Here is a 15,668-nt window from a genome sequence, read left to right as displayed (position 1 = left end):
GCAGGGGTTTCTTTTTGGTTGGCATACATGCACCTCTTACTCATGTTATGCCCGAACACAAAATTTCTGACACCCCCCGCCACGCAGGGCTTCTACCCCAAATAGAACATCAAAAAATCTACTACCGACAGCAGAAACAGGTCCCCCATACCCCGCAAATCGAATCGCTATTCACTCCATCCCCCCGACTCACCAAGCCTCTCACTTGTCCCATCTACAACACCACGCTACCCTGCCCCACATCGCTGCATATCAGCGACCCAAGCTTGGCGGCTTGAGAAAAATAGGCGTAACCCACTATCCGGTTGCGGGCGCTCTGATGTGTCCGTGATACCGCATTACATGGAAAGCCGCTCATGCCCAACCTCAAAAACCTGAAAACCACCGGCACCACCACCTTCGGCCGTTACGGCCAGGATGACCACCTCTTCCGCGTCAATCCTGATATCCCCATTTCCCTTGCCCTTGAATACGCCTCGAACCTGCTGAAGTGCGCCAACACGCTGGCGCTGGATATCGCCATGGGCGAGGGTTCTGCGCAGGCGGCGTGGTCGGCGTGGTATTTGGGGGAGATGGCCAAGGCGCTGACGGATGATGTAAGCCAGGCGCTGGCGGAGCATGGGGTGGATTGAGGCGGGCTTCGGGCAGGCGTTGCCCATCGGTGGTAATTGGCCTGCCCGGGCGCTGTAAAGTGGTCGGTTTGGTAGCCGTTGAAGGCTCTACCCTGCACGTCTTCCCGATTCAACCTTGATGTGTAGCAGGTGAGTGCAATGGCTAATGAGCAAACCGCAGTAACGGTACGTGCAGTGCAAAGCAGCGACTATGATCAGTGGTTGCCGCTGTGGCTGGCCTATCAGGATTTCTATGAGGTGGCGTTGAGCGAGGAAACCACGCGCACGGCCTTCCAGCGCATGCTCGACCCGAACGAGCCGGTGTATTCGGCCGTTGCGGTGCAGGGTGATGAGCTGGTCGGTTTTGTGAATGCGGTGTTGCACCGTTCAACCTGGTCGGTGGATAACTTCTGCTACCTCGAAGACTTGTACGTAGCCCCGACGATTCGGGGTGGCGGTACCGGTAAGTTGTTGATCGAGTGGGTGCAACGATTTGCCCGGCAACAGCAGTGTGCGCGGTTGTATTGGCACACCCACAACACCAACAAGCGGGCACAGAAGCTGTACAACTGGGTGGCTGAGAACTCCGGCTTTATTGAGTACCGCATGGCGCTGTAACGCTCAGGGCCAGCACGGCACGGTGGTGTTCGTCATGGACATCGCCGTGCGCTCGCACCAAGATGGCCGGCTTATCAAGGAATAGCGTTGCGCGGTTGACGGACCACATGCCCCACAATTTCGAGCTGGATACGCTCAAGATCCGCATTGCCGACCCGAAGTTGGCGCCCCTGGAACTGCGTGTACGCGTGCAGCGTGCGCTGCGCCAGTTGATTCTGGACGGTGTGCTGGCACCCGGTTCGCGCCTGCCGGCCACGCGCACGCTCGCACAGTCGTTGGGTGTCTCGCGTGACACGGTCGAGATGGCCTACGTTCAGTTGCAGTTGGACGGCTATATCGTTCGCCGTGAAGGCTCTGGCAGTTTCGTCTCCGAGAAGATCGGGCCCAGTTTGCGTGGCACCCGCACGCGCAAGGCGAACCTTGCCGGGTTGCCGCCCCGTGCGGATGGCGCCGTGGCGCTCAGTGCGCGGGGTGCAGATATTCTGGCCAGTGGCGGCGTCGCCGATCAGCAGGAGGTCAAGGCGTTCGCAACCGGGCTGCCGGAAACCCGTACCTTCCCGATGAACATCTGGGAGCGCCTGCAGCGCCAGGCCTTGAAGGACTATCGCCCCAGCGCCTTGTTACATGGCGACCCACAAGGGGCCGAGCCGCTGCGCCAGGCCATCGCCGGTTACTTGAACCTGGAGCGCGGGGCCAAGGTGACGGCAGACCAGGTGCTGGTGTTGAGCAGCACCCGGCAAGCGCTGTTCTTGTGTGCACAGGTGTTGGTCGATGCTGGTAAACCCATCCTTATGGAAGACCCCGGTTACTTCGGCGCACGCAAGGCCTTTGAGTTGGCGCAGTTGAAGATTGTGCCGGTGCCGGTGGATGAGAAAGGCTTGCGCACTGACAGGCTGTACGCCGACACCAGCGGCGCCAGCACCCTGTATGTGACGCCATCGCACCAGTACCCCACCGGCGCCACGCTGGCGCTGGAGCGGCGCCTGGAACTGACCGCCTGGGCGGCCGAGCGCCAGGGCTGGATCATCGAGGACGATTACGACAGCCAGTTTCATTACGAGGGCTTGCCGACGGCCTGCGTGCAGGGTGTGGATAAGTACAATCGGACGATCTACCTGGGCACGTTCAGCAAGTCGCTGTTCCCCGGTTTGCGCATGGGCTACATGGTGCTGCCGCAAGAACTGGTGAAACCCATGAGCTACGCCCGCAGCATTCTCGATGGCCACACCCCGCAACTGGCGCAGTTGACCTTGGCGCGCTTTATCGAGGACGGGCACTTTGGCGCGCACATCCGCGCCATGCGCAAGATCTATGCGGTACGCCGTGAAGCGATGGCCCATGCGGTGGAGCGCCACCTCTCGCCTATCGTCACGGCGCGCCTGCCACCGGGCGGCTTGAATATGCCATGTGTACTGGCCGAGGGCTGGTCGGAACCGGAGACCATCCGGCAAGCGACCAGGGCCGGTATTTTGTTGCCCGGGCTGAGCCGGCTGTATGCCACGCCGCCAGCGGTCGGTGGCTGGTTGCTGGGGTTTGCCGCGCTGACCCCGCATGAGATCGAGACGGCGATACAACGGTTGGTCAAGGCCATCACCTAGCCGTTTACCGCCCTGCTGCTGGCCCGAAGTGGTCTGGTTGCCGTGGGCTAACTGGACTGATCGGGCCCACCAGCCAGGCGCTACGCTCCTCCCCTCACTCGGCGGGGAATGCGGCACGTGCTTCCCTGCTGTTGTCAGCCCATCAGGAAGGAACCCCCGCGTGATTCGATCAACAACCGGCCTGCGCGCAAGCGACCTTGTATCCCCCAGCATTGCGGCACTGATTTCAGTCATCGTGAACTATGGCGGCACGTTCGTGCTGGTGTTTCAGGCGGCGCAACTGGCCCAACTCAGCCCGGCGCAAACGGCGTCCTGGGTGTGGTCGGTGAGTATCGGCGTCGGCGTGACCGGCGCCTGGCTGAGCTACCGCTACCGTGAGCCGATCATTACCGCCTGGTCTACACCGGGTGTGGCCTTTCTGGCGACGGTGATGCCGTTCACGCCGTATGGCGAGGTAGTCGGTGCCTACATGCTGTCGGCAATCGGCTTTATCGTGCTGGGCCTGTCCGGTGCGTTTGAGCGACTGGTGCGCTGGATTCCGAGTGGTATTGCCGCAGGCCTGCTTGCGGGCATTCTGCTGCAGTTTGGCGTGAACGCGTTTGGTGGCGCCAGCGCCGACCCGCTGTTGGTGATTGTGCTGGTGCTGGCCTATGCGGTGCTGCGCCGCTTCACCTCGCGCTTTGCCGTGGTCGGCATTCTGCTGATCGGCCTGGCCCTGCTCTTGGCCCAGGACAGAATCGACGTGCAGCAACTGCAGTTGAGCCTGGCCGCACCGGTGTTTGAAGTGCCGCAGTTCTCGCTGGGTTCGCTGCTGGGTGTGGCGCTGCCGCTGTTTGTCATCACCCTGACCGGGCAGTACATGCCGGGCATGCTGGTGTTGCGCAATGACGGTTTCAAGACCAGCGCCAACCCGATCCTCACCGTCACCGGCCTGGGTTCGTTGCTGATGGCCCCGTTCGGCGCGCACGCGTTCAATGTGGCGGCGATTACCGCAGCCATCTGCACGGGCAAGGATGCCCACGAGGACCCGTCCAAGCGCTACATCGCCGGGCTGGTGTGTGGCGCGCTGTATGTGATGGTCGGTATTTTCGGCGTCACCCTGGCAACGCTGTTCATGGTGTTGCCGCGCACCTTCGTCACCACCCTGGCGGGCTTGGCCTTGCTGGGCGCAATTGGCGGCAGCCTGGCCAATGCCATGGTGGATGCCCGAACCCGCGAGACCGCCCTCATTACCTTTTTGGCCACCGCAGCCAATGTCACCTTGCTGGGTGTCGGTGGGGCGTTCTGGGGGCTGGTCGCGGGCCTGGTGGTTCATCTGCTGATCCATGGCGGGCGCAAACCGGTGGCAGGCTTACGCGCGCAGTAGTGGCCGAGCAATCCGTGTTTTTTTGCCCTGTTTGGGCACTACTTAGCGTGGCCTTGACTTGCGTCAATGGTCGCGCCTTACATACCCCCGCGGGTATAACGTAGCATTGCGCCATGAGTGTTCTGAGCCCCGGAACACTCGCCAAACTCCTCAGCAGACATTGCTGGATGGCGCCAGGTTTACCCCTCGAACGTCGTCGCAATGCCCGCCTGATCGACCTCGGAGTCACAGCGTGCCCAACGATGCCCCCAAGTCCCCATGGCGAATCCCGCTGGTGCGGGAAATTGGCATCATCCTCGTGGTCAAGCTGGTCATCCTCTTCAGCATAAAAGCCATCTGGTTCAGTGAACCAACGGTGCCGGTCAACGGCAGTGCGCGCTTCGACGCCCACCTATTCGGCACGCCACCCCCTTCGCAACTCACCGAGGAGAAACCGAGATGATCTCGGAATCCGTAGTCGATCTGTCGCGCCTGCAATTTGCAGTCACCGCGATGTACCACTTTTTGTTTGTGCCCTTGACCCTGGGGCTGGCGTTTCTGCTAGCCATCATGGAGTCGGTCTATGTCATGACCGGCAAGCAGGTGTACAAGGACATGGTCAAGTTCTGGGGCAAGCTGTTCGGGATCAACTTTGCTCTGGGGGTAACCACCGGGCTGACGATGGAATTCCAGTTCGGCACCAACTGGGCTTACTACAGCCACTATGTGGGGGACATCTTTGGTGCGCCGCTGGCCATTGAAGGGATGATGGCGTTCTTCCTCGAGTCGACCTTCATCGGCCTGTTCTTCTTTGGCTGGGACCGCCTGAGCCGTGTGCAGCATTTGGCCGTGACCTGGCTGGTAGCGATTGGCTCGAACATGTCGGCGCTGTGGATTCTGATCGCCAACGGCTGGATGCAGAACCCGGTGGGTGCCGAGTTCAACTTTGAAACCATGCGCATGGAGCTGACCAATTTCGGCGCGCTGCTGTTCAACCCGGTCGCGCAGGTGAAGTTCGTTCACACCGTCTCTGCCGGTTACGTGACAGGCGCCGTGTTCGTGCTGGCGATCTCCAGCTACTACCTGCTGAAGAAACGTGACCTGGCGTTTGCCCGTCGCTCGTTTGCGATTGCCGCAGTGTTCGGCCTGGCCTCGACCATTTCGGTGATCCTGCTGGGTGATGAATCCGGCTACGAGATCGGTGATGTACAAACGACCAAGCTGGCCGCGATTGAAGCCGAATGGGAAACCGAACCGGCGCCTGCTGCGTTCACCCTGTTTGGCTTGCCGAACCAGGAACAGCAACGTACCGACTATGCGGTGAAGATCCCGTACGTGATGGGCATCATCGCAACGCGTTCGGTGGACAAGCAGGTCACTGGCATCAAGGACCTGATCGCTCACCACGAGGTGCGCATTCGTAACGGCATGATCGCCTATGGCCTGCTGGAGAAGCTGCGTCATGGCGACAAGAGCGAGGCCAATATCGCCGCGTTCAATGAGGTGAAAAAAGACCTCGGCTACGGCCTGCTGCTGAAGAAGTACACCCCGAGCGTGGTCGACGCCAGCGAAGCGCATATCAAGCAAGCCTCGCTGGACACCATTCCGAATGTCTTCACCATGTTCTGGAGCTTCCGCGCCATGGTGGCCTCCGGTTTCCTGATGCTGGTGCTGTTCGTGCTGGCCGCCTGGGCCTCGATCAAGCGTAATGCCGAGAACAAGCCATGGCTGCTCAAGTTTGCCGTGTGCAGCCTGCCACTGCCGTGGATTGCCGCCCAGACCGGTTGGGTGGTCGCCGAGCACGGTCGTCAGCCGTGGTCGATTGCCGAAGTGCTGCCGGTTCACCTCTCGACCTCGTCGCTGTCTGCGGGCGATGTGATGGGCTCGTTGCTGGCACTGATCGCCTTCTACAGCCTGCTGCTGGTGATCGAGATGTACCTGATGATCAAGTTTGCCCGCCTTGGCCCATCCAGCCTGCACACCGGGCGCTATCACTTCGAGCGTGACGCTGTCGCGCACACCGTCAAGGCTTGAGGAGCAGATCATGTTTGATTACGAAACACTGAAGCTGGTGTGGTGGGTGTTGATCGGCGTGCTGCTGATCGGCTTCGCCTTGACCGATGGCTTTGACATGGGGGCCATGGCGCTCATGCCGTTCGTGGGTAAAACCGACAATGAGCGGCGGGTGGCGATCAACACCATTGCCCCGCACTGGGATGGCAATCAGGTGTGGTTCATCACCGCCGGTGGCGCGCTGTTCGCGGCGTGGCCGATGGTCTATGCGGTGGCGTTTTCCGGGCTGTACTGGGCCATGCTGCTGGTGCTGTTTGCCCTGTTCTGCCGGCCGGTAGGCTTTGACTACCGCAGCAAGCTGGAAAACCAGAAGTGGCGCAACGCCTGGGACTGGGCCCTGTTCACCGGTGGCGCCGTACCGGCCCTGCTGTTTGGCGTGGCCTTCGGCAACCTGTTTCTGGGCCTGCCGTTCCGCCTCGACGAGTTGATGCGCTCCAGCTACGAAGGCTCGTTCTTCGGTTTGCTGCACCCGTTCGCCCTGCTCGCTGGCGTGGTCAGTTTGAGCATGCTGAGTATGCACGGCGGGGCTTGGCTGATGCTGCGTACCGATGCCGATCTGCATGCACGGTCCCGCGTGGCCACCCGCTTGTGCGCCCTGGTGTACCTGACGGCCTTTGCCGGTGCGGGCGCCTGGCTGGTAGCCTCGATTCCTGGGCTGACCCTGGCCGATGGGCTCAACACCGGTGGTGCGATCAACCCGCTGAGCAAACAGGTGGCGGTGGGTAACGCCGGCTGGCTGGCCAACTACAGCCACTACCCGCTGACGATCATCGCCCCGGTGCTGGGCTTTGCCGGCGCGTTGCTGGCCCTGCTCGGTGCCCAACTGAACCGCGCGGGCGTGGCCTTCCTCGGCAGTAGCCTGACGATTGTCGGCACCATCTGCACCGCCGGCTTTGCGCTGTTCCCGTTCGTGTTTCCATCGAGCCTCGATGCCGCCTCCAGCCTGACGGTATGGGACGCGGTCTCCAGCCAGAAGACCCTGGGCATCATGTTCATCGTGGCGTGCATTTTCGTGCCGCTGATCCTGGGTTACACACTGTGGTGCTACACCCGCATGTGGGGACGCCTGACCAACAAGACCATCGAAGCCAACCCTCACGGGCTGTATTGATCCGAGCCTGTTCGGCGCAGGTCTGCCTTGCGCCGAACAGCACACCCGCCGCCCAACGCGGCAAGGAGAACATCATGTGGTACTTCACCTGGATACTCGGCGTACTGTTGGCCTGCAGCTTCGGCATCATCAACGCCCTGTGGCTGGAAACCCACCAGAACCTTGATGAAGAGGTGACGGGTGACCAGTAAGCCCCGTCCTTGGCTACAGCGCGGTTACAGCCGCGCTGTGTCGCTGCTGCTGGCGACACCGTTGACGTTGATTTTCCTGATCCACCCGGCGGTGATGCTGGACGCCGATGGCCACTACAGTCATCGGCTGATCATGCTGAGCATGCTGGGTATCTCCAGCGGCTTCATTCATGGGGTGGGTTTTGACCCGCAAAGCCGGCTGTGGCGCAGCGTCTTCCATCCCCTGCTGGGATGGCTGCTGATGGGGCTGGGCTATGCCATCCTCTGGCAAGCCCGTGTTCAAGCCGTGGCTTAGGTGTACTTGGTAAAGATGGCGCGAACCTGGGCGAGTTTTTCCTGATTGCTCTGTTCAGGGCTGAGGATCGCGTCTTCCACCAGGCACACCAACATTTCCTGATAGGCCTTGTCGAGGGCCTTGCGTGCCGCACTAAACTGCTGGGCAACCGCTTCACACTCATCACCGCGCGTGATCATTGCCTGGATGCCGCGAACCTGCCCCTCGACGCGGGCCAGCCGCTTGAGGATGGCATCCCTGCTCTTTGATTCTTGTTGTTTTATCATGTCTGAACTCTGTAATACGCCATAAGGTCGATACGCTGCTCTCCCTGAGCAACCCTTCAGGTTTTCTCCCGTGAATAACGCTGTTCGTAGTGGGTCGCATTTTCGGCCCGCCACTTTGCATGGCCGACAGTAACGTATCCAGCAAACGAAACCTGGTCTCAGGTCAACGCTTTGCCATTCAGGTGTCGCTCGCGCAGTTGCTGTTTCAGCCGCCGCACTGGCGGGGCATAGAGAAACCCAAACGACACGCTGTTTTTCCGGCCTTTTATCGCGTGGTGCATCAGGTGGGCGCGGTACAGCCGCTTCAGGTATGGATGGCGCGGCCTGGGTCGCACCGGCCAGTGGCGGTGCACGATGCCGTCATGGATGACGATATAGATCACACCAAACGCTGCTACGCCGGCACCGATCCACTGCAGCGGGTCATGGCCGGCGTTGCCCTCTGCGATCAGGCCGACGGCCACCAGTGCGAGGGCCAGCAGGTAAACGTCGTTGGTTTCCAGGGCGCCCAGGTGTTTTTCATGATGGGACCGGTGCAAAAACCAGCCCCAGCCATGCATGACGTACTTGTGCGCCAGGTAGCCGACACCTTCCATGGCCGTCAGGGTACAAAGGAATATCGCGAGGTGGGCAATCATAGGAAACAGGTGGCTCGGTAAACGTCGGCGTCAGGGTATGTGAACACTGGCCGACGGTCTAGGCTCACGGCTTGGAAAGCATTTCCCGATGCTTGCGCAGTTGCTCGATCATCTGCTCCATGTGTGCAATGGCCTTGTCGACTTTTTCCACGGAGTCGAGGTTCATCATGGGGCCTTGGTTCATCATCGAACCCTGGTTCATCCCCCCCATCATTTTGCCACCGCCCATGCAGCCGCCCATTTCGTACATGCCGTTACCCATGGCCTGCTGGTGAGCCTTCATCATTGCCTGACGCTCTTCAGGGGTTTTGCTGGCCATCCAGCGTTCGTGCATTGTGCGCATTTCGGTCATGTGCTGCTGCCACTGCTGGTCTGCGTCAGGCGGCGTTTGCGCGCCGACACCACAACTGACCAGTAACAACGCCAAACCAACAACGGGGAGTGATCTGCTCATGTTCAAACACCTTAACGGGTGGAGGTCGTTGTTTCACTCTAGGCCAACGTGCCCACTTGCGCTTGACTTGCATCAGGCAGATAGACACTTCGAGCACCTGGCCAAAAAAGCCGTCGCACCCAGCGCTATATAGATATTAATATAGCGAAACACCCTTATCAGGAAAGGAAGCCCTGCATGAACGCACAAGCCAAGGAAGCCGTGGGCGAGGTCTACGACATCGAGGCCATGAAGTACGCGCAAGCCATGACTTGGCGTGCGATCGACACGCTGTCGGCATTGATCCGTCCCGGCATGCGCGAATCCGAGGCTATTGCACTGGGCAAACAGGTGCTCGCCGAGCTGGAGATGCAACGCATCTGGCATCCGCTGTTGGTGCGCTTTGGCAGCAACACCCTGAAGATGTTCAAGGAGCGCTCCGAGGGTGACCCGGTGCTGGGTGAAGACGATATTTTCTTCATCGACATGGGTGCGGTGTGGCGCGGGCACGAGGGCGACGCCGGGGCAACCTTCACCACCGGTACGGATGCGCAAATGGCGGCCTGCGCCGCTGCCGCCAAAACGCTGTTCGACACGGTGCAACAGCGTTGGGCCAATGAGCGCGTCGCGGGGCAGGAACTCTATCGCTACGCCGAGGAGCAAGCCGAGGCCATGGGCTGGCGCTTGAACCTGAACATCAAGGGCCACCGTGTCAGCGATTTCCCGCATGCGATCTATCGGGGAGGCGACCTGGGGGATTTCGAGCGCTGCCCGAATGCCGGCCTGTGGATCCTTGAAATCCAGATTGCCCACCCCGAAAAGCCTTATGGGGCATTTTACGAAGACCTGCTGGCCTGACACCCAGAACACAGGTATGAACGAGAGAACCTACCCTTATAAAGCCTGGCTGCTGACACGCAGCTTTCAGCCCCTGGAGATAGAGTTGGTCGCCAGGGGCTACATTGGCAGTGCGTACGATTGCACCGAAGCCGGTCGCAACTACCACATCAAGGACTTGTACCCCTCGAAAGAGGCCGTCATCGCTTACGGTGAAAGACGCTTGGCGGAGCTGGCCGAAGAACTGGCAAAACAGAACCTCAACCTGGAAAAACGGCGCTGTGAACTGCTACGGCACAAGTGATCGCCAAACGCACTGAAGTGGCGTAATCAAGCGGTCGCGCTAGAGTGAAATGCGACGCTCTCTGCTCGGCGATCAACAACCGCGCTGCCTTGTCCCAGACAGGCTTCACGCGCAAGGAACCGCGATGATTCCAGCTACCGCCTCCCTCCTCAGGCCGGCCTTGCCTTGCCCTCGCCGCCTGAAACCCGCCTCTCGTTATGCCAGACGGCTGGGTGTACCGCTGCTGATGCTGGCCGTGTGCGGCACCAGCATGGCGGCAGAAAAGAAAGACTTCTGGTACCTGCAGACCAGTGCCTATACCAAACACTGGAGCTACGACCCCGAACACAACAACAACCAGGAGCTGATCGGCCTGGAACGCAATTATGCGGATTCGACCCTCTGGGGAATCACGACATTTCGTAACTCGTTCTATCAACGCTCGTATTACGGCTACGTGGGAAAAACCTGGGAAAACGACACCTGGCCAGTGTACGCCAAGCTCACCGGTGGGTTGATCTACGGCTACAAGGATGACTATCAGGACAAGATCCCGCTGAACCACCTGGGGATCGCCCCGGCAATCGTCCCTTCAGTTGGTGCGCATTTGGGCCCGGTGGGCGCGGAAGTGGTACTGCTCGGCACGGCGGCGATGATGATCAACGTCGGCTACCGCTTCTGAGCACAACAGGTCGCATCACAGGCCCCCGGCGCTGCTCCCCAACCATTCCGCCAACTGTTCGGGAGGCAACGGGCGGGTGAACAGGTAGCCCTGCCCCACTTCGCAACCTTGAATCTGAAGCAGCGCACGTTGCGCTTCGTTCTCCACACCTTCGGCTACCACGGTGAGGTTCAGACTCTCGCCAATGCGAATCACTGCGCGGGTCAGGGCCTGTGCGGCCGTGTCGTGCTCCATGTCATGGACGAAGCTCTTGTCCAGTTTGAGGGTGCTCAACGGAATGCGCCGCAAGTAGCTCAAGCTGGAATAACCGGTGCCGAAATCGTCCATCGCCAACTCAATGCCCAGCGCATGCAATTCGTGCAGGTTGAGCATGATGCTCGGGTTGGGGTCGAGCATGACGCTTTCGGTAATTTCCAGGGTCAGGTCATGGGGCTGCAGTGCGTATTGCTTGAGCGTGTCGATGATCTGCCGTGGCAGGTCGCGGTTATGGAAGTTGGTCGCTGACAGGTTCACCGATACCCCCGGCACCGCCAAACCCTCGCTGCGCCATTGGGCCAGTTGCCGACAGCTTTGCGTGAGCGCCCAATCGCTTAGCGCGCCAATCAAGCCGGACTCTTCAGCCAGTGGAATAAAGCGGGTCGGCGACACATGGCCAAAGACCGGGTCATGCCAGCGTGCCAGCGCCTCAACGCCCAACAGGGCGCCCGTCTTCAGGTTCACCAATGGCTGGTAGTGCAGTTGCAGGCGCTGCCCCTGCAAGGCATTGCGCAGCGCGATTTCGAGGGTGAGGCGTTCTTGAGCAAGCTGGTTCATGTCGTTGCTGAAGAAACTGAAGCGACCACGCCCACGGGTTTTCGCCTGGTACATGGCAAGGTCGGCACAATGCAGCAGGGTTTCCATATCCTGACCGTCATCCGGGTACTGGCTGATGCCAATGCTGGCGGACGGCATCAGGGTGATACCACCGATGTCACAGGGCATGGAAATCAATGCCTGCAGGCGCTCTACGGTATCGACAGCCTGGGCGGCGGTACAGGGGTTGAGGACGATGACGAACTCATCGCCCGACCAGCGCCCGATGATCTCGCTGTTGTAGGCATCGCTGCGCAAGCGCTCGGCGATCAGGCACAGCAGGTCATCGCCCGCCGGATGACCGAAGGAGTCATTGACCTGCTTGAAGCGGTCAAGGTCGATGAACAGGACAGCCAGCGACTGATGGTTGCGCTCGGCGCTGGCAATCGCCTGGTCAGCATTGGCCAGCAGCAGATTTCGGTTGGGCAACCCGGTGAGGCTGTCGTAGAACGCCAACTGACGTATCTTCAGGCGCGCGCTATCACGCTCCAGGGCCAAGGCGCACAGGTGGGTACAGATCTGCACCAGCCGCTTGTGAAACTCACTGGGGTCGCGCACTTCCCGATAATAGAAGGCGAAGGTACCAATCACCTGGCCTGCGCTGGTTTTGATCGGTGTCGACCAGCAGGCGCGCAATCCCAGAGGCAGTGGCAGGTGTTTATAGGGAGCCCAGAGCGGGTCGTTTTCAATATCACGCACGTGTACCGGCGAACCGATAAAGGCAGCCGTGCCACAGGAGCCGACATCGGGGCCAATCACCACACCGTCCAGCGCGCGTGCGAAACTCTGCGGCAGGCTTGGGCTGGCCAGCGGGCGCAGCATGCAGTGTTCATCGACACGCAGAATCGAGGCAACCACCTCGGGCGCAATGCGCTCGACTTCGTTGCAGATCAGCGTCATCACTTCGGCCAGCGGTGCCTCACCCGCCATCGACTCCAGCGCCTTGCGCTGCAGCACTTCATGGATCTTGGCATCGGTGAGGTCGTTGACCACGCAGACGACGTGACTGAACGCACCCTGCCCATCAACAATAGGGTTGACCCGCAAGGCGCACAGCAGGGGCTGTTTATGCTTGCTGTAAAGCAGTTCTTCACTGCTGTAGGAGTTCCCGGTGTCCAGGTGTTCAAGCACCTCGCTCAAGGGCGTGATCTGGGCCTGCAGGCTGTTGAACAGTTGCATGAGCGGCTTGCCGAGCAACTCCTGCGGCGTGTAGCCAAACAGCCTGTGCACCGCGTCATTCGCAAACAGCACACAGCCCTTGTGATCCGCCAGCACCAGCGCATTGTGCGAATGCTCGGCAAACAGCGAGATCAGCCGTGTACGCTCGTGTTCAAGGTGCTCCTGCTCGACACGGGCAGTGACATCGGCCGCGAACTGGACCACTTTGGCCACTCGCCCATCAGCCGCGAAGACCGCTTTATAGGTTGCGGCCAACCACAGCTGGCGACCGTCGGCACTCGTGTACGGGTACTGGCCGCTGATGGCCTGCCCGTTCCTGAGGCTGCCCCATAGCCGATCACACGCCGAGACATCGCTCAGGCTGCTGGCGTATAGCATTCGATGGTGAAGGCCGCAGAGCTGCGCAGGTGAATAGCCGAAGAGTTTCAGGTAGAGGCCGTTGGCAGACAGCAGGGTGCCGTCGGGTGAAAACTCGGCAATCGCCAACGAGTCATCAAGGATGCTCAGCAGCGCCTTATGTTCCAACGTCGGGGGCAAGGGTTCGCTCGACAACAGGGACATGGCTGACCTTCTTTCCATAGAGCAACTAAACACTTGACCCGGCCGCTACCCATGGGGATAAGCGTGGCGTACAGAATTCTAACAAACTCAAAAACACCATCATATTGCCATCATCCTTTTGCCCCTTATCAAAGTCAATAAGTAGCAACGCCAAGCAGCCGTTCAAGCGCTGCATGGGCCACGCTGCACGGGCACGGCACACCGTGAACTTCACCCTGATAAAAGCCATTAAACGATTCATCAAAGATGGTATGTGCTGTTTCAAACAGGCATAACTACTGCGTTGCCGGAGTATGTTCCAAGGCCTGCAACTATACCCCGGAACATATATGACTGTTTGCAGATCAGTTGATGCATGCAACACCGCTCATCTGCCAGGGTTAAGCACCATTATGGCCCAAGCAGCGTGGCCAACTCATCTGCCCGCTCCTTGGTCATGCGCAGGGTACACGCTGCACCATTGAGTATGTCCATGGTGCCGCCGGTAAGGGTGTAGTACATACCGCAGTTGGCATCACGGTATTTGATCCATGCACGCTGAGCATCACGCAATTTGCCTTGCTGGGCAGGTTCCAGGCCGGCCATGGCGGTTTTATAGCCTTGATTCAAGCGAGCGTCCTGGCGCTTGATCTCGGCGCCGCTGCATTCATTCATGGTGGAGGTAACACCGCCGGAGGCATCCATGCACTGGCTGTACGCCGCCGAGTAGCCGTCTTTCGCCAGCACCGCTTGCGTCGTTGTACACAGCAATAGCGCGGCGCAAAGGGTCGTTTTTTTCATGTTCTAGGTCCTTGGGAACGTCAGCAGATCGACAGAAAGACGCAGCATGCAGGCCGGACAGCGCCAAGACAATGGGAAGCATTGCCCCCTTGGGTGGCCTATTTGCAGGCGCAACGGGCTGATGGCGCGATACGCCTGACTACACAGCCGTGCCTGATCGTGGTCGGTAGAGTGGTGGTTCAGTGGGGCACCTCAGCCAGCCGTTGAGGCGCCATGCTGTCCTCGGCAGATACCGTCTGGCGCTCGACCTTTACCTGATGCAGCGGCCCAAGGTTGCCACTGGCCCAGAACACTGTGGCACTCAGTGCGATCAGAAGCAGCCAGTCGAGCAGGCGCCAACGGGGTATTTCGACACCCTTTCGTCGCTGCCAACAATGCCAGCCCTGCCCTGCGGCAAACACTGTAAACGCGGCGAGCCAGAGGTAGTAGCCCCAACCAAACCCGGCCACACGGGCAAAATCATAGCTATGGTTGTCCGGCACCCGGCTTATCCACAGGCAGGAAAGCGCCAGCCCCCAGGCCGCCAGGGCTATGACTAACGCCAACCTCGGCCAGCGCCGTCGACACAACAAGGCCAGAGCGAGCAACGGGTTGGCGAACCAGCCATAGAGCTCGAAAATAACGCCCCACCAGCCGGCAATCAGCAAATGCATCGCCGAAAACGCGCTGCCCGTATTCAGCTCAAGTGCATCAAAAAACAGGCTGCAAAGGAACAGCATCACGCTGATCGAGAGGTAACTTGGGCGCACTGTCATATCCATTTGACCGTTTCAAAAGTGCGCCACCCTAAGCGATCACGCCGCTCGACGCTTGTATTTTCGCCCTGTTACGCACAAAACCAGACAGCTCAGGCGGCAGAGGCGCCGTCGTCGTCCGGCCAACTCGGCTCGTTGGCTTCCAGCGGTGGCAACCCATGGGCCGCCCGCGCCTTATCGCAGGACGGATTGGGCTGGCCATTGACCCAGGCCGCATCAAACTCACGGCAAGGCGTTGAGCGTTGCTCATACAGCGAGCAACTGACCGCCTTGCCCACTTCACCCTCAAGGCCGATGCAACGGCTGGGCTTACACCCTGTGCCCAGCATGGCAACGCGGCTAGGGCTGATCTGCTCGACCAGTTCGTCGGGCACCAGCCCGCCAGCCGAGCTGCATTCACCCCAGAAAAAAGACACACGGAAATACGCGCAGCAGGCACCGCAATTCAAACAAGGATTGTTTTCGGACATGATGGGGAACAGGGGGGAGGAATATCGTTATAGGGAGAAACCCGAGCAATATTCTATGCTTCGCCCAGTATTTGAACAGTGGGCGCAAAA

19 protein-coding genes are annotated in these 15,668 nt (G+C 60.0%); 12 read left to right on the top strand and 7 right to left on the bottom strand.

The genetic code is table 11. From position 1 onward, the window contains the following. Window positions 1-356 precede the first annotated feature (356 nt). From CYD26_RS04545 to CYD26_RS04505, 9 genes are all read left to right on the top strand, one after another. Window positions 357-632: a DUF3077 domain-containing protein gene (locus tag CYD26_RS04545; RefSeq protein WP_102051882.1), complete on the top strand. Its 276-nt coding sequence runs from the start codon at window positions 357-359 to the stop codon at window positions 630-632. 138 nt (window positions 633-770) lie between these two features. Then, window positions 771-1,229 carry a GNAT family N-acetyltransferase gene (locus CYD26_RS04540; protein WP_102051881.1) on the top strand — a complete coding sequence of 153 codons (459 nt, stop codon included), beginning with the start codon at window positions 771-773 and terminating at the stop codon, window positions 1,227-1,229. A gap of 107 nt (window positions 1,230-1,336) precedes the next feature. After that, window positions 1,337-2,827 carry a PLP-dependent aminotransferase family protein gene (locus CYD26_RS04535; protein WP_102051880.1) on the top strand — a complete coding sequence of 497 codons (1,491 nt, stop codon included), beginning with the start codon at window positions 1,337-1,339 and terminating at the stop codon, window positions 2,825-2,827. Window positions 2,828-2,987: 160 nt separating this feature from the next. After that, window positions 2,988-4,193: a benzoate/H(+) symporter BenE family transporter gene (locus CYD26_RS04530; protein ID WP_102051879.1), complete on the top strand. Its 1,206-nt coding sequence runs from the start codon at window positions 2,988-2,990 to the stop codon at window positions 4,191-4,193. Between the two features lie 232 nt (window positions 4,194-4,425). After that, complete coding sequence (gene cydP, locus CYD26_RS04525; protein ID WP_065758868.1) at window positions 4,426-4,635, top strand: cytochrome oxidase putative small subunit CydP; 210 nt, start codon at window positions 4,426-4,428, stop codon at window positions 4,633-4,635. Further along, window positions 4,632-6,206 carry a cytochrome ubiquinol oxidase subunit I gene (locus CYD26_RS04520; RefSeq protein ID WP_099773589.1) on the top strand — a complete coding sequence of 525 codons (1,575 nt, stop codon included), beginning with the start codon at window positions 4,632-4,634 and terminating at the stop codon, window positions 6,204-6,206. The genes cydP and CYD26_RS04520 overlap by 4 nt, the downstream gene beginning before the upstream one ends. A 10-nt stretch (window positions 6,207-6,216) precedes the next feature. Next, the gene (gene cydB, locus CYD26_RS04515; protein ID WP_099773588.1) at window positions 6,217-7,356 is read left to right on the top strand and encodes a cytochrome d ubiquinol oxidase subunit II; all 1,140 of its coding nucleotides are present in this window, start codon (window positions 6,217-6,219) and stop codon (window positions 7,354-7,356) included. Window positions 7,357-7,430: 74 nt separating this feature from the next. Beyond that, entirely contained in the window at window positions 7,431-7,547 is a 117-nt protein-coding gene (gene cydX / locus CYD26_RS04510; protein ID WP_065758871.1) for a cytochrome bd-I oxidase subunit CydX, read from the top strand. Continuing rightward, complete coding sequence (locus CYD26_RS04505; protein WP_065758872.1) at window positions 7,537-7,842, top strand: cyd operon YbgE family protein; 306 nt, start codon at window positions 7,537-7,539, stop codon at window positions 7,840-7,842. Before cydX ends, CYD26_RS04505 begins: the two co-directional genes overlap by 11 nt. Here CYD26_RS04505 and CYD26_RS04500 read toward each other — a convergent pair. The 3 genes from CYD26_RS04500 to CYD26_RS04490 form a co-directional block, all read right to left on the bottom strand. Next, a complete protein-coding gene (locus CYD26_RS04500) occupies window positions 7,839-8,108 on the bottom strand; it encodes a metal-sensing transcriptional repressor (RefSeq protein ID WP_065758873.1) in 270 nt (89 codons plus the stop codon). The two genes, CYD26_RS04505 and CYD26_RS04500, sit on opposite strands and share 4 nt — an antisense overlap. Window positions 8,109-8,266: 158 nt before the next feature. Then, a complete protein-coding gene (locus CYD26_RS04495) occupies window positions 8,267-8,746 on the bottom strand; it encodes a sterol desaturase family protein (RefSeq protein WP_065758874.1) in 480 nt (159 codons plus the stop codon). A gap of 64 nt (window positions 8,747-8,810) precedes the next feature. Further along, window positions 8,811-9,200: a hypothetical protein gene (locus CYD26_RS04490; RefSeq protein WP_065758875.1), complete on the bottom strand. Its 390-nt coding sequence runs from the start codon at window positions 9,198-9,200 to the stop codon at window positions 8,811-8,813. Window positions 9,201-9,377: 177 nt separating this feature from the next. Here CYD26_RS04490 and CYD26_RS04485 point away from each other — a divergent pair, with 177 nt between their 5' ends. From CYD26_RS04485 to CYD26_RS04475, 3 genes are all read left to right on the top strand, one after another. After that, window positions 9,378-10,037, top strand: a complete 660-nt coding sequence (locus CYD26_RS04485; protein WP_099773587.1) for a M24 family metallopeptidase — start codon at window positions 9,378-9,380, stop codon at window positions 10,035-10,037. A gap of 16 nt (window positions 10,038-10,053) precedes the next feature. Next, window positions 10,054-10,320, top strand: a complete 267-nt coding sequence (locus CYD26_RS04480; protein WP_099773586.1) for a hypothetical protein — start codon at window positions 10,054-10,056, stop codon at window positions 10,318-10,320. A gap of 124 nt (window positions 10,321-10,444) precedes the next feature. Beyond that, window positions 10,445-10,981 (top strand): sn-glycerol-3-phosphate transporter, encoded by a 537-nt coding sequence (locus CYD26_RS04475; protein ID WP_371917184.1) that lies wholly within the window; start codon window positions 10,445-10,447, stop codon window positions 10,979-10,981. A gap of 15 nt (window positions 10,982-10,996) precedes the next feature. Here CYD26_RS04475 and CYD26_RS04470 read toward each other — a convergent pair whose 3' ends face one another. From CYD26_RS04470 to CYD26_RS04450, 4 genes are all read right to left on the bottom strand, one after another. Beyond that, complete coding sequence (locus tag CYD26_RS04470) at window positions 10,997-13,573, bottom strand: EAL domain-containing protein (RefSeq protein ID WP_102051878.1); 2,577 nt, start codon at window positions 13,571-13,573, stop codon at window positions 10,997-10,999. Window positions 13,574-13,963: 390 nt separating this feature from the next. Then, window positions 13,964-14,353: a lysozyme inhibitor LprI family protein gene (locus tag CYD26_RS04460; protein WP_065758880.1), complete on the bottom strand. Its 390-nt coding sequence runs from the start codon at window positions 14,351-14,353 to the stop codon at window positions 13,964-13,966. Between the two features lie 179 nt (window positions 14,354-14,532). Then, window positions 14,533-15,102 (bottom strand): hypothetical protein, encoded by a 570-nt coding sequence (locus CYD26_RS04455; protein WP_145991778.1) that lies wholly within the window; start codon window positions 15,100-15,102, stop codon window positions 14,533-14,535. 98 nt (window positions 15,103-15,200) lie between these two features. Next, window positions 15,201-15,578 carry a YkgJ family cysteine cluster protein gene (locus CYD26_RS04450; protein WP_065758882.1) on the bottom strand — a complete coding sequence of 126 codons (378 nt, stop codon included), beginning with the start codon at window positions 15,576-15,578 and terminating at the stop codon, window positions 15,201-15,203. Window positions 15,579-15,668: the final 90 nt, after the last annotated feature.

Source organism: Pseudomonas sp. FFUP_PS_473, from assembly GCF_002858665.1.
In the GTDB taxonomy this organism is placed as follows: domain Bacteria; phylum Pseudomonadota; class Gammaproteobacteria; order Pseudomonadales; family Pseudomonadaceae; genus Aquipseudomonas; species Aquipseudomonas defluvii.
This window is presented reverse-complemented; position numbering and strand designations above follow the sequence as displayed.